A 14,187-nucleotide genomic window follows, 5' to 3' on the forward strand; every position below is an offset into this window, starting at 1 on the left:
TCAACGGCCTCTCTGTCCGCCTGACCGGGAGAGCCGTCATCAGAATTCGCCGCCATTCTCTGAGTCATACTAGCAAGGCCCTGCCAGTGTTCATTCTGGCAATCTTCCCGCACCCGGCCGAAGGCGCCTGCAACCTGGCACCAACGCCCGGCAACGCCGTTCAGGTCTGCGACAGCGGCAACAGCGGCCCGTTTACCGACTTGAGCACTACCAGTCACACGCTGGTATTTCCAGCGGGCGGCACGGGCACCGTCATTGGCACCATTACCTACGGGGCGGAAGCGGACAGCATCGACATGGGTTCGGGCCGGATACTGGGCAACGTCAATCAGGGGGCGGGCAGCGATACATTCATCCTTTCAAGCGGTGAGATCACCGGCGAGATCAGCCAGGGCGCTAACCCCGATGATTTTGTCATGCGTGGCGGCACGCTCGGTTCGCTTGCTCAGGGTGACGGGCTGGACACCTTTCTGATGACCGGAGGTACAATCCTCCGCGCCTTCGAGGACGGCGACCGGGCAGTGATGACCGGCGGCAGCATCGGCAGGGTTGACATGAAACTGGACAATAACGTCTTCGAGCTTTCTGGCGGCAGCATTATCAACAATCTGGTCGCCGGGTTTGGCCGGGACACGATTACAGTGTCGGGCGGCAGCATTGGTGGCGCCATCAGCGTCAGTGGCGGTGACGACCGGATAACCGTCAGTGGCGGCGAAGTTCGTGGAGAAATACGCGCAAGCTTCGGTAACGACAGCTTTGAGTGGCTCAATGGCGGCTACGTACGCAGTAACGTGTTGATGGCCGATGGCAACGACACCGCGCAGTTGTACAACCTCAGCGAGTACCTGACGAGCAGCAACCCCCTGCTCGATGGCGGCCCTGGCGATGACGTACTGACGTTCGGCAACAGCGTGGTGTCTCGGCCAGAGCACTACACCCGGTGGGAAACCGTCAACCTGTTCAATGCATCGCAGTTGAACATGGCCGGGGCGTTGACCCTCGGCGACAGCGTCAGCACTACCGGCATCCTGAATATCGACGCCAGTAGCACCCTGCGTTCAACCTCCGGCAGCGTTGTCGCGTTCAACACCTCGTCGCGTGCGACCCTCGACAACGCCGGGACGCTGGACCTGACCGGCAATGGTAGTTCGGTGACCGATACCCTTACCGTCAACGGCAACTACTACGGCCGGGCAGGACGACTGCTGCTGCAATCGACACTGGGAGACGAAACCTCGCCCAGCGATAAACTGGTAGTGTCACAGGGCACCATCGGCGGCACGACCAGCATGCGGGTCAGCAATGTCGATGGTCTGGGGGCGCTTACTCAGGGCAACGGCATCGAGGTGGTGCAGGCCACCCAAGGCGCTACCAGCGAGGTGACTGCATTTTCGTTGCAGAACTCGTTGTCCGCAGGCGCCTATGACTATTACCTGTTCAAGGGTGGCGCTACGGCTGGCAGCGAAAACAGCTGGTTTCTGCGCTCGACGGTGATTGCACCACCATTGCCCGAAACGCCGCCCCCAAGTGAACCTGTTCCTGAGCCTGTTCCTGTGCCTGAGCCCATACCAACACCGCTGCCGGAACCTGCGCCCGAGCCGGCACCATCGCCCTCGACTCCACCGGAGCCAACCGAACCCACCGTGCCCCCGGCCCAACCTCCTCCAACTGACCCCATACCTACGCCTGCACAACTTCCGGCAACCACTCTTCCCGTAGCGGCAATCGGCACACCATCGCTGCCGGAGCCGATTCGCGGCGCGACCCCTGTGCCGCTGTACCGACCGGAAGTTGCCAATTACGCGATTGTACCGCCCGCCGCCGCGACGCTGGCGCTGACCTCGCTGGGTACCTTCCACGAGCGTCAGGGCGATCAGAGCCTGCTGGCACAATCCGGGGCAGCGCCGGCTGGCTGGGCGCGGGTGTTCGGCAGTGACTTCAAACAACAATGGTCAGGCACGGTGAGCCCCGGCCTGGACGCATCGCTCAAGGGCTATCAGATTGGCCATGACGTGTATGCCTGGTCACTTGATGGACAGCAGACCCTGCGCGTAGGGCTGTTCGTCGCCCAAAACCGTCTGGACGGCAAGGTGCAGGGCTTTGCTGGCGGATTCCATGCGCGGCACACCGGGCGGATCAAACTGCATGGCGACAGCGTCGGGGCCTACTGGACGCTCTCCTCGCCCACCGCAAGCTACGTCGATGCGCTGGTGATGAGCACGCGCCTGGATGGCTATAGCCGCTCCGACCGGGGCCTGCGCATCGACACGCAAGGCCATGCGCTAAGCCTTTCTGTGGAAGCCGGTCACCCGTTTGTGCTAACGCCGCGATGGGTCGCCGAACCGCAGGTACAAATCATTCATCAGCGCATTGACCTTGACGATCAGCACGACGGTATTTCACACGTGGGTTTTGACAGTCAGCCCTACAACACCGGGCGTCTGGGCATACGGTTCAAGGGCCGCTACGCACTGGCAGGCATGCCCATCGAGCCCTACCTTCGGGTTAACCTGTGGCGCAATGCAGGCGGGCATGACACGGTGACATTCGATCACACAGAACGCGTCAGGACAGCCCATCGATCGACGACGGGAAGCCTGGGCGGAGGAATGGTTATCAAAGTCGCCAGCGACACCAGCGTGTACTGGGGCGCTGACTACAACCGTGATCTGAATAGCCACGATTCAAGCGGAGCAAATGCCAGCCTGGGCGTCAGGCTGGCGTGGTGACGCGGTTGTCACTGTTGAACGTGATGATGCATTGGCTTTATCAGCCTTTTTTGGGCTTGAAAATCAGCACGGCCAATGGTGGCAGATTCAGTGTCAGAGAAGCCGACATGCCATGAACCGGCTCGTCTTCGCTGATTACTTCCCCACCGTTACCGATGTTGGAGCCGGCATAGGTTTCTGCATCGCTGTTCAGCAGTTCTGTCCACGCGCCCTGCAACGGCACCCCAACGCGATAGCCTTCACGCGGCACGGGCGTCATGTTGGCGACCACCAGCAGCGGTTCGCCATCATTGCTCCAGCGCAGGTAGGCAAACACGCTGTTGGCCTTGTCGTCACCGATCAGCCACTGAAAACCAGTGGGGTCGGCATCGCGCTGGTGCAGAGCCTTTTCTTCGCGGTAAATGCGGTTCAAGTCACCGACCAGCTTCTTCACACCCACGTGCTCGGCGTATTGCATCAGGTACCAGTCCAGTTGCTGGTCGTGGTTCCATTCACGCCACTGACCGAATTCGCAGCCCATGAACAGCAGCTTTTTACCCGGATGCGTCCACATGAACGCCAGATAGGCGCGCAGGTTGGCAAATTTCTGCCAGCGATCACCCGGCATCTTGTCGATCAGCGAGTGCTTGCCGTGGACCACTTCATCGTGGGAAATCGGCAGCACAAAGCGCTCGGACCACGCGTATACCAGGCTGAAACTCAGTTTGCCGTGATGATGCTCGCGGTTGATCGGGTCTTCTTCCATGTATTGCAGCGAATCATGCATCCAGCCCATGTTCCACTTGTAGTTGAAGCCCAAACCACCTTTTTGCGTCGATTCGCTGACACCCGGCCAGGCCGTCGATTCTTCGGCGATGACCATAGTGCCAGGCGCTTCCAGCGCAACGACGTCGTTGAGGTGACGCAGGAAGTCGATGGCCTCCAGGTTCTCGCGGCCGCCGAAGCGATTGGGCACCCACTCGCCCGCCTTGCGCGAGTAGTCGCGATACAGCATCGACGCCACCGCATCCACACGCAGGCCGTCGATGTGGTAATGCTTGAGCCAGTGCAGCGCCGAGGCCAGCATGAAGCCATGCACTTCGGTCCGCCCCAGGTTGTAGATCAGCGTGTCCCAATCCTGATGAAAGCCTTCCTTGGGGTCAGCGTATTCGTACAGCGCAGTGCCGTCGAATTGTGCCAGCCCGTGGGTATCGGTCGGGAAATGCGCAGGCACCCAGTCGAGGATGACGCCGATTTCTGCCTGGTGACAGGCGTCCACGAATGCGGCGAAATCTTCAGGCGAACCGTAGCGGGCGGTCGGCGCGAACTGGGCGAGCAATTGATAGCCCCATGAACCACCGAACGGGTGCTCCATGATCGGCATCAGCTCGATGTGCGTGAAACCCAGCTCTTTGACGTACGGAATCAGGCGGTCAGCCAACTCACGCCAGTTGTACTGACGCCATTGGCCTTCATCGTTCTGTTCCATCTGCCACGAACCGGCATGCAGCTCATAAATCGACAATGGCGCAGCAACGTCGTGACGCCCGGCCCGGGATTGCAGCCAGTCCTGGTCATGCCACTCGAACTTCAGTGGCGCAGAAATCTTCGACGCCGTATCGGGCGGCAGCGTAGTGGCCAGGGCCATCGGGTCGCTCTTGAGCGGCAGAATCCCGTGAGCACCCAGAATCTCGTATTTGTAGACCTCGCCCGGTTGCAGACGCGGAACAAAGATCTCCCACACGCCGGTCGGGTGACGCAGACGCATCGGGTGGCGACGGCCATCCCAGCCATTGAAGCTGCCGACCACGGAAACCCGGCGGGCGTTCGGTGCCCAGACAGCGAAGCGCACACCCTCGACACCTTCAACGCTGGTCACTTGCGCGCCCAGGCAACTGCTCAGGTCGCGGTGATTGCCTTCGGCAAACAGGTAAAGGTCCATTTCGCCCAGCAGCGGACCATAGCTGTAGGGGTCTTCGGTGATCTGCTCGCCGCCCGCCCAGTTGATTTTCAACAGATACGGCTGTGGCTGCTCAAGATGACCGACGAAAAAACCCGGCACGTCGCTCATGTACAGTTCGGCCAGTTCGCGGCCGTCATCTCTGGCCAGCAGGCGTACGCTCAGCGCTGCGGGCAGATAGGCACGAACATATTGCCCGCCTTTGCCGTCGTCATGCGGGCCAAGAATCGAAAACGGGTCACGGTGTTCTGCACGAATCAGCGCATCAAGGTCCACAGCAGCGGGAACCGCACGGCGATCCGTGCCGGTTTTGTCAGGCGCATTCATATCGGTTCTCCATCAGACGGTTGCAGCAACCCACGCAAGCCTTGCAAAGGAACGGCCAACCAGGCTGGACGATTCTCGGCTTCGTAGATCACTTCATAAGCGGCTTTTTCCAGGGTGAACAGCTCCAGTGCGGCGTCTTCCCCTTTTGCATCTTTCCAGGCGTGCGCGATGCCGGAGGTTGCCGAGCGATAGCCCTCGATAAACGCTTCTCGGGCCTGCGACAGGTACGTCTCGGCGACTTGTTTGCGGGCAGCTGCAGCTTGCGGCGAGGTATCGACACTTTGCGCACTGCGCACGGCCATCGCGGCAGCGTAGTCGAATGAACGCAGCACGCCACTGACGTCCTTGAACGGGCTGTGCTTAGCGCGGCGTTCTTCAAGCGCACGGGCGGGCTCGCCTTCAAAGTCGATCAGGTAGGCATCACCCTTCACGACCAGCACCTGGCCCAGGTGCAGGTCACCGTGCACACGAATGCGCAGGCCACCGGCCGAGCGTTTGGCAAGGCCTTCGACACGCTGGCGAATCTGCTTGCGGTGCGCAAGCAGGTCGCTGACCAGTTGCTGATCGTCCTTGTCCAGATCGCCCTTGCGCTGCTCAAGCAGCTGCAAGGCTCGCTCAAGCTGAGCGTTGACGCTGGTGGCGGAGGCTTTGCTGTCCTGAGCGCTGGTGACTTCGACCGCAAAATCTGCGTTATCGGTTGGCGATGCGAGAATCTGGTGCATTTCCCCCAGGCGTTGACCCAGGCTGCGCGAAAAGTCCGCCAGTTCAAGCAACGCGTTGTAATGCTGCTCCTGACCGGAAACGCCGTGCGCCAACTCGTCGCGCACCGCACGTTCCAGGTTGTTCTGCGTCCATTCCCACGCATCGCCCTGATTGCTCAGGTAGCCTTGAGCGATCATCAACAGATTCGGCTGACCGTCGTTGCCGACGCGCACCAGTGAACCCAGCAATGGCGAGATATTCTTGAAGCCGGCATGGGTCAGAAATGCCCCCATTTCCAGCTCAGGGTGCGTGCCGGCGCTGACTTTGCGAATCAGCTTGAGCACCAGGCTGCTGCCGACCACCACCGAACTGTTGGACTGCTCGGCAGACAGATAACGAACCTCGGACTCATGGGTCAGGCCCAGCGGCGCAAGCTGCGAACTTTGCTCGAAACGCAATTGGCCGTCGGCACACGGGATGACCGTGTCAGATTGCATACCCTGAATTACTGCACGAATAAAGGTTTCCAGGGTGAAGGCATCGGTGATCAGCCCTACATCGCGGCTGCGACGCACGCGGGCCAGTGCCAGTTGTTGCGGCAATGCGCTGCTGATGTCGTCTTCGCCCAGCAGGCCGAACGGCAGTTGATAGCGATCAGTCTGCCCGCCAGCGGTCACTTCTATTTCACTGAGCAGCACCGGGTGCGCCTCGTCACCAAAACGAACTGCATAGGCGATGTTGACCTTCTCGATGGCCTTGTCCTTTCCCGCAAACCAGCGGCGCTTGGGCAGATAGACCGTCAGCGAGGTGTCTTCCATGGTGCTGCGCAGCGGCTCTTCGAGCAGCTCTTCAAGACGCTTCTTGAGCACCAGGGTCGGAAAGTCCGGCATGCTTTGCGCCGGTTCAACGTGCCAGCTGGGCATTTGATTCTCCGTAGCCAATAGAAACCAGTAAAAGCCGTACGGCGGCAGTGTCAGCAGGTAATTCAACTGGCCAATAGGCGGAAAGGCGCTGCCGCCAAGCATTTCCACCGGGACCGTGCCGGCGTAGCCCGACAGATCCAGCTCTGCCGCCTGGGCCGCACTGGACACGTTGGCCACACACAGCACCACTTCACTGTGACCGTCTGGCGCAGTGTACTCACGGGTGTAGGCCAGAATGCGCCGGTTGGACGGCGAAAGCATTTTCAGTGTGCCGCGGCCGAACGCCTTCTGCTGCTTGCGCACGGCAAGCATGCGGCGGTTCCAGTTGAGCAGCGAATGCGGGTCACGCTCCTGGCTTTCGACGTTGACCGACTGGAAACCATACATCGGGTCCATGATCGGTGGCAGCACCAGGCTGGCCGGATCGGCACGCGAGAAACCGCCATTGCGGTCAATCGACCACTGCATCGGCGTGCGCACACCGTCGCGGTCGCCCAGATAAATGTTGTCGCCCATGCCGATTTCGTCACCGTAATACAACGTCGGTGTACCGGGCATCGACAGCAACATGCTGTTCAGCAGTTCGACGCGGCGACGGTCACGCTCGACCAGTGGCGCAAGACGCCGACGGATGCCGAGGTTGATCCGCGCACGCCGGTCGGCCGCGTAGTAATTCCACAGGTAATCACGCTCACGATCCGTGACCATTTCCAGGGTCAGTTCATCGTGGTTGCGCAGGAAAATCGCCCACTGGCAGTTTTCCGGAATTTCCGGCGTCTGGCGCAAAATGTCGGTGATCGGAAAGCGGTCTTCCTGCGCCAGCGCCATGTACATGCGCGGCATCAGCGGAAAGTGAAACGCCATGTGACATTCGTCACCGTCCGGCCCCTTGCTGTCACCAAAATACAGCTGCGTGTCTTCCGGCCATTGATTGGCCTCGGCGAGCAGCATGCGGTCCGGGTAATTGGCATCGATCTCGGCGCGGATACGCTTGAGCACCTGATGGGTTTCCGGCAGGTTCTCGTTGTTGGTGCCATCGCGTTCGATCAGGTACGGAATAGCATCCAGGCGCAACCCATCGATACCCAGGTCCAGCCAGAACCGCATGACTTCCAGCACCGCATCCAGCACGTGCGGGTTGTCGAAGTTCAGATCCGGCTGGTGCGAGTAGAACCGGTGCCAGAAATACTGGCCGGCGACCGGGTCCCAGGTCCAGTTGGATGTCTCGGTGTCGAGAAAGATAATGCGCGTGCCGTCGTACTTCTGGTCGGTGTCCGACCACACGTAGAAATCACGGGCCTTGGAGCCAGGCTTGGCGTTGCGCGCCTTCTGAAACCAAGGATGCTGGTCGGACGTGTGATTGATGACCAGTTCGCTGATCACCCGCAGGCCGCGCTTGTGCGCCTGGGCGATGAAGCGCTTGGCGTCGGCCATGGTGCCGTAATCGCTATGGACGTCGCGGTACTCGGAAATGTCGTAGCCGTCGTCCCGGCGCGGAGACGGGTAAAACGGCAACAGCCAGATCGTGTTGACCCCCAGCGCGGCAATATAGTCGAGCTTTTCGATCAGGCCGGCGAAGTCGCCGATGCCATCATTGTTGGCGTCGAAAAACGACTTCACATGAACCTGATAGATCACCGCATCCTTGTACCAGAGCGGGTCTTTGATGAATGTCGCGGCATCGGGCTTCTTAGCCATTGCTGACTCCTTGGGAGTATTAGTGCGCGGCCTGGATACGCCAGATTCCAAAAGGTTGCGACGGGTCGAGACGGGTGTGCTGATACTTGCCGTACCAGGTCCAGCGGTGCCCGGTCATCAGGTCTTCGCCAGACGTCGCGGCGTCATCCGCAAGGCCCATTTCCCACAGTGGCAGCTCGAAATCCGCTTCCTGTGCGTTGAATGGGTCCAGGTTGATGGCCACCAGAATGAAGTTGCTGCCATCCGCCGAGCGCTTGCCGAAGTACAGAATATTGTCGTTCCAAGCGGAGTACAGCTTCAGCCCCAAATGCGTCTGCAGCGCAGGGTTCTGCCTGCGAATGCGATTGAGCTGGGCGATCTCGGCAATGATATTGCCGGGGGCCGCATAGTCCCGGACACGAACCTCGTACTTCTCTGAATCCAGGTACTCTTCCTTGCCCGGAATCGGTGCCGCTTCGCACAATTCAAAGCCGGAATACATGCCCCACAGCCCGGAACCCATGGTTGCCAGTGCCGCGCGGATCAAAAAGCCCGGGCGACCCGACTCATGCAGGAAGCGCGGGTTGATGTCCGGTGTATTGACGAAGAAATTCGGGCGGTAGCAATCGCGCCACGGCACTTCGTTCAGCTCGGTGAAATACTCCGACAGCTCGGCCTTGCTGTTGCGCCAGGTGAAATAGGTGTAGCTCTGGGTGTAACCGACCTTGCCCAAGCGCGCCATCATCGCCGGTTTGGTGAACGCTTCCGCCAGGAACATCACTTCAGGGTGCTGACTGCGCACCTCACCGATCATCCACTGCCAGAACGGCAACGGTTTGGTGTGCGGGTTGTCGACACGGAAGATTTTAACGCCTTCCTTGACCCAGCCGAGCACGATGTCACGCAGCTCCAGCCACAGGCCCGGAATCGCATCGGGCGCGTAGAAATCAACGTTGACGATGTCCTGGTACTTTTTCGGCGGGTTTTCCGCATAACGAATCGTGCCGTCCGGACGCCACGAGAACCAGCCTGGATGCTGCTTGAGCCACGGGTGGTCCTGCGAACACTGAATGGCGAAATCCAGGGCGATTTCCAGGCCGTGTTCAGCCGCGGCCTTCACCAGGTTACGGAAGTCTTCGCGGCTGCCCAGTTGCGGATGAATAGCCTCATGGCCGCCATCTTCGCTGCCGATGGCATAAGGGCTGCCCGGATCATCCGGCCCGGCGGTCAGGGAATTGTTCGGCCCCTTGCGATGCGCACGACCGATGGGGTGAATCGGCGGGAAATACAACACGTCGAAGCCCATGTCGCGAATCATCGGCAAGCGCGAGTGGACGTCATTGAAGGTGCCGTGACGGGCCTTGTCATCCGTGATCGAGCGCGGAAACAGCTCGTACCAGCTGGCGAATTGCGCCAGCTCACGCTCGACATCCAGCGGGAACTCCACACTGCGGCTCAAGAAGGCCTGGTTATCGGCCTGCTTCATCAGATTGGCTGTGTCGCTGTGCAAGAGCAGCGCAACTTTCTCGTCGTTGTCGCCCTTGGCAAGCTGAGCCGCCAGACCTTCAAGCTGTTTACGCTGGTCACCCTGGCTGCGCTCTGCGGCATGCACCAGATGAATGCGCCCTTCTTCCAGCTCCAGATCGATTGGCACACCCGCACCGAACTTCTTTTCCAGCTCATAACGGTAGCTGCCGAACTGGTCAATCCAGGCTTCCAGGCGAAATACGTAACGGCTGACAGCTGTCGGGGTGAATTCACCGATCCAGCTGTCATTGCCCAGCTCGTGCATCGGCGCGCTGTGCCAGTTTTCTTCGTCGGCAGCGCGCCAGCGAATGTTCACCGCCATCTTGTCATGCCCATCGGCGTAGACCTTGCTGGTCACGGTGACCGGTTGCCCGATGATCGCCTTGGCCGCAAACAACCCACCGTCAATCACCGGCAACGTGTCTTCGATCACGATGCGGGGCAATTGCAGCGCCTGGGTGAGTGACAAGGGTTGGGTTGGGTGCGGTACATCGGTGGCCAGGGAATCCGGACCGTATGGCTGTTCATTCATCGAGCATCACTCCTCACGCCCCAGGGACGCTCCTGTGCATTCCATGCAATGGAAAAATAGACGGTATGGCAGCGGACGATCGCAAAATGCAGAAGACTCGTCGAATTCAGCTGCCTAGGTTCCGAGCGGTCATTGAAGGTAAAGTTCAAAGGTTTTGAGGTTGTGTGGTGGGCGCGTCAGAGCATAGCCCAGCGGAAAATAGTTGAGGTGAGCGTGTAATCGAATTCCCAAGTGCTTGTAGGAATCATCCCATGACAAGCTCCTATCACGCGGTCTTCAACGCATTGCAGCACACTGATTCAGTGTTGGCGCATCCTGAAGGAACGCACCATGATGCTGAAGCCCTGCAATTACCAACTCATGAATTTCGAGGTGTGCGACAGAAAACAAAGTCATTCTGACTTCGGCAGCGATCTGGTGTCGCCAGAAGTACTTGAAGGGCCGTCTGAGGAACCGTCTGAGCAGTTGACTGACGAGCTATCTGAACACTACCGCCCAAAGAAGCCAATTGATTGAATCATCAATCACAGCGGGCAGTCCTAAACAATGCCCGGCAAGACAGGGGTCAATAAGGAGGCTGCAACCATGACGCTACCCAATCCCATCGAAGTGCCCGATCCGAACATTGATGAACCTGCCCTGCCCGAGCCGATACCCGAGCAGGATCCGCCATCGACGCCGCCACCCAATGAAACGCCGGTAGGTGATCCGCCTGCCAATGCGCCGCCTGTCACGGTGTGACGCACGCTACCCGGCAATTGAAGACGTCCTGAGCGGCTGGACGTCTTCAGCGCCCGCCCGCCAGGTCAATGAATGTGCCCGTGGCATACGATGCGTTGTCTGACAGCAGCCAGAGAATGGCTTCGGCCACCTCTTCGGGTGTGCCGCCACGACCCATGGGCAGTGCGCCTTCCAGCTTGCTGACGCGGAACGGGTCGCCGCTCAGGGCATGAATGTCCGTGAAGATAAATCCCGGCCTGACTGCATTGACGCGAATGTTCTCGCCAGCGACTTCCCTGGAAAGCCCGATTGTGAAGGTGTCCAGCGCGCCTTTTGACGCGGCGTAATCCACGTACTCGCCTGCCGAACCCAGCCGCGCCGCCAGTGACGACACGTTAACAATGCTGCCCCCGTGCCCGCCATGACGCGGCAACATGCGTAACAAGGCGTGTTTGCTGCACAGCATGGGGCCGACGACGTTGGTCATCATCATTTTCAGCATGCGAAATTCCGACATGTCCTCGACGCGTGAAGCCTGAGACAAGGTGCCGGCATTGTTGACCAGGTGGGTGACTCGCCCCAGATCGGAATCGACCCTGGCGAACAGGCGCATGATCTCGTCCTCGTTGCTGACGTCCGCCTGCAGGGTGATTGCCTGGGCACCCAACGCCCTGACCTGCCCGGCGGTTTTTTCCGCGGCGGCATGATCAGACAGGTAATTGATGCAGATTTTATAGCCCTGGGAAGCAGCCAGACGCGCAGTGGCTGCGCCAATCCCGCGTGAACCGCCGGTGATGATGAGGACTTTATCCATGGGCTGTCTCGTATTTATCCAAAAAACGACATCAAGGTGCAGGTCATACCCGCAGCGTAACCAGACGTCTCTGATCGTGCCAGCCTTTGTGATCCAGCGCCATCGAAGCGTTTCAGATCGCCAGTTGACCAGTGACTGACGCGTCCAGCACAGCTTTGACTTCCGCCGCGCGGATATTCTCTAGAAACTGTTGCGCAGGCAGCGGATGCCCCAGCAGAAAGCCTTGCAGGGAGTGGCACCCCAGATGGGTCAGAAAGCGCTGTTGAACAGCAGTTTCCACCCCTTCAGCAACGATTCGCAGGTTCAATGCCTGGCCCACGGCAACGATAGCCGAGACGATGGCGGCATCGTCGGTATCGTGCTCCAGATCACGGACAAAACCGCGATCGATCTTGATTTCATTGGCAGGCAGACGCTTTAGGTACATCAGGCTGGAATAACCGGTGCCAAAGTCGTCAATCGACAGGTCCACGCCCATCTCCGAAAGCCTTCGCAACACCGCCAGGCTCGCATCCGCGTCGTGCATGGCGGTGGTTTCGGTGATCTCCAGGGTCAGGCAGTTGGCCGGGAGTTGGTGCCGGGCCAATGTATCGGCGACCGCGGTGACCAGCCCGCTGTGGCAGAACTGCAACGCCGACAGGTTGACCGCAATGCGCCAGTGCGGATAGCCCTGGGTGTACCACTCGCGCATTTGCCGGCAGGCTTCGTTCAACACCCACTCGCCGATTTGAATGATCAGCCCGGTTTTCTCGGCCAGGGCAATGAACAGGTCAGGCCCCAGAAGGCCCTGCGTCGGGTGATTCCAGCGCAACAGCGCCTCCGCACCGACCGGCAGCCCGGTCAGGGCGTCGAATTTGGGCTGATAGTACAGACAGAAGTGCTTGTGTTTGATGGCCGAACGCAGGTCTTGCGACAGCTGCAACTGATTGCGTGCGTTGCTGTTCATCGACACGTCAAAAAAGCTGTAGCCGTTCTTGCCGGCTGCCTTGGTGTGGTACATCGCTGCGTCGGCGTTGACCAGCAGTTCGTGTTGCGTGGTGCCGTTGCCCGGATACATGCAGATGCCGATGCTCAGCGATATCTGCAACTGATGCTCGCCGATGGTGAAGGGATTGCCGATCTCGTTGACCTGCCGCGTTGCGACAGCCAGTGCATCCTGCTGGTCCTGAAGCTCGACCAGCAGAACGAACTCGTCGCCGCCGACTCGCGCCAGTGTGTCATGCAGGTGCAGGTTCTGACGAAGACGCAAGGCGACCTGACGCAATAACAGGTCCCCGGTGTGATGACCGAATGCATCGTTCACCGGTTTGAAGCCATCAAGGTCCATGAACATCAACGCGAAGCAGCCGCCGTTCTCGCGGACCTTGTTCATGGTCTGCTCGATGCGATCGGTCAGCAACGTGCGGTTCGGCAGACCAGTCAGGCTATCGTGCAGCGCGCGATGGGTAAGCTCATGATTGGCTTCCACCAGCGAATTGGCGAGCACCGCCGTACGCGTTTCGAGGTGGGAATCGAGAATGCAGCAGAACAGCGTGATACTCAGCACCGACAGGCTGGCCACCAGCACGATTCGGTCCAGACCGTTGCTGCTCAGCCCGCCCGCCAGCGCACCGCAGTAACTACCCTCGGCAAAGCTTGCCGCCGCCATACCGGTGTAGTGCATGCCGACGATGGCCATACCCAGCAACCCTGCCGCACACGCGCGTGCCAGATACACCTTGGGCCGTTGCTGGCGAAGATGAAACGCTATCCATATCGCCGCCGCAGCGGCTGCAATGGCAATCAGCAGGGAAAGAACAACCCGCCAGGGCGCGTATTCGATACCGGGTTGCATGCGCATGGCCGCCATTCCGGTGTAATGCATGGCGCTGATGCCGAGCCCCAGCAATGACGCGCCCAGGCCCAGTTGCAAGGCGGGCAGACGCGGCTGGGTGACCAGCCACAGGGCAAACCCTAAGGACAATACTGCAATCAATAGCGATAAAAGCGTAAGGGGCACGTCGTAGGCGACGTCGATAGGCAGCACAAACGCCAGCATGCCAATGAAATGCGTCGACCAGCCACCCACACCCAGCGCCAACGCACCGCCGGCGATCCATACATAAACCGCACGGCCCTTGGCCGAAATAATACGGCCGGTCAGATCCAGAGCAGTGTACGAAGCAATAATCGCGACGAGAACGGAGATCATGACAAGCGAGGGGGTATAACTGCCAATCAACATAAACGCACCTGGAGCCAATGAGCGCGTCCATGCCGATCTTCTGCAAGTGATTGTACGCAATAGCCACAAAATG

Annotated in this window: 8 protein-coding genes; 3 read left to right on the forward strand and 5 right to left on the reverse strand. The window is 59.7% G+C overall.

What is annotated here, in order from left to right:
• The first annotated feature begins 86 nt into the window (after positions 1 to 86).
• Positions 87 to 2,729, forward strand: coding sequence for an autotransporter family protein (locus tag QRN38_RS12480; protein ID WP_057419361.1), 2,643 nt, complete (start codon positions 87 to 89; stop codon positions 2,727 to 2,729).
• A 40-nt stretch (positions 2,730 to 2,769) separates the two neighbouring features.
• On the opposite strand, the gene glgB is transcribed toward QRN38_RS12480, so the two are convergent.
• From glgB to QRN38_RS12495, 3 genes are read right to left on the reverse strand one after another with little or no spacing between them, the layout of a single operon-like run.
• A complete protein-coding gene (glgB, locus tag QRN38_RS12485) occupies positions 2,770 to 4,995 on the reverse strand; it encodes a 1,4-alpha-glucan branching protein GlgB (protein WP_057419346.1) in 2,226 nt (741 codons plus the stop codon).
• The gene (gene treS / locus QRN38_RS12490) at positions 4,992 to 8,318 is read right to left on the reverse strand and encodes a maltose alpha-D-glucosyltransferase (protein WP_007243981.1); all 3,327 of its coding nucleotides are present in this window, start codon (positions 8,316 to 8,318) and stop codon (positions 4,992 to 4,994) included. The genes glgB and treS overlap by 4 nt, the downstream gene beginning before the upstream one ends.
• A gap of 19 nt (positions 8,319 to 8,337) precedes the next feature.
• The gene (locus tag QRN38_RS12495; protein WP_007243982.1) at positions 8,338 to 10,356 is read right to left on the reverse strand and encodes an alpha-1,4-glucan--maltose-1-phosphate maltosyltransferase; all 2,019 of its coding nucleotides are present in this window, start codon (positions 10,354 to 10,356) and stop codon (positions 8,338 to 8,340) included.
• A 330-nt stretch (positions 10,357 to 10,686) separates the two neighbouring features.
• Here QRN38_RS12495 and QRN38_RS12500 point away from each other — a divergent pair, with 330 nt between their 5' ends.
• A complete protein-coding gene (locus QRN38_RS12500; RefSeq protein WP_024676933.1) occupies positions 10,687 to 10,872 on the forward strand; it encodes a hypothetical protein in 186 nt (61 codons plus the stop codon).
• A 69-nt stretch (positions 10,873 to 10,941) separates the two neighbouring features.
• A complete protein-coding gene (locus QRN38_RS12505; protein ID WP_004396261.1) occupies positions 10,942 to 11,097 on the forward strand; it encodes a hypothetical protein in 156 nt (51 codons plus the stop codon).
• Between the two features lie 46 nt (positions 11,098 to 11,143).
• Here the strand turns inward: QRN38_RS12505 and QRN38_RS12510 are convergent, their stop codons facing one another.
• Together QRN38_RS12510 and QRN38_RS12515 are read right to left on the reverse strand one after the other, a co-directional pair.
• A complete protein-coding gene (locus tag QRN38_RS12510; RefSeq protein ID WP_024666067.1) occupies positions 11,144 to 11,890 on the reverse strand; it encodes an SDR family oxidoreductase in 747 nt (248 codons plus the stop codon).
• A 112-nt stretch (positions 11,891 to 12,002) separates the two neighbouring features.
• Positions 12,003 to 14,114 carry a putative bifunctional diguanylate cyclase/phosphodiesterase gene (locus QRN38_RS12515; RefSeq protein ID WP_057419345.1) on the reverse strand — a complete coding sequence of 704 codons (2,112 nt, stop codon included), beginning with the start codon at positions 14,112 to 14,114 and terminating at the stop codon, positions 12,003 to 12,005.
• Positions 14,115 to 14,187 lie beyond the last annotated feature (73 nt).

Source organism: Pseudomonas sp. CFBP2511, from assembly GCF_030209255.1.
GTDB lineage: Bacteria > Pseudomonadota > Gammaproteobacteria > Pseudomonadales > Pseudomonadaceae > Aquipseudomonas > Aquipseudomonas avellanae.

Bases quoted from the DNA above. Each gene is read 5' to 3' on its own strand.
- QRN38_RS12510 (WP_024666067.1), bottom strand. From the start codon at position 11,890: ATGGATAAAGTCCTCATCATCACCGGCGGTTCACGCGGGATTGGCGCA.
- QRN38_RS12495 (WP_007243982.1), bottom strand. From the start codon at position 10,356: ATGAATGAACAGCCATACGGTCCGGATTCCCTGGCCACCGATGTACCG.
- glgB (WP_057419346.1), bottom strand. From the start codon at position 4,995: ATGAATGCGCCTGACAAAACCGGCACGGATCGCCGTGCGGTTCCCGCT.
- treS (WP_007243981.1), bottom strand. From the start codon at position 8,318: ATGGCTAAGAAGCCCGATGCCGCGACATTCATCAAAGACCCGCTCTGG.
- QRN38_RS12500 (WP_024676933.1), top strand. From the start codon at position 10,687: ATGATGCTGAAGCCCTGCAATTACCAACTCATGAATTTCGAGGTGTGC.
- QRN38_RS12505 (WP_004396261.1), top strand. From the start codon at position 10,942: ATGACGCTACCCAATCCCATCGAAGTGCCCGATCCGAACATTGATGAA.
- QRN38_RS12515 (WP_057419345.1), bottom strand. From the start codon at position 14,114: ATGTTGATTGGCAGTTATACCCCCTCGCTTGTCATGATCTCCGTTCTC.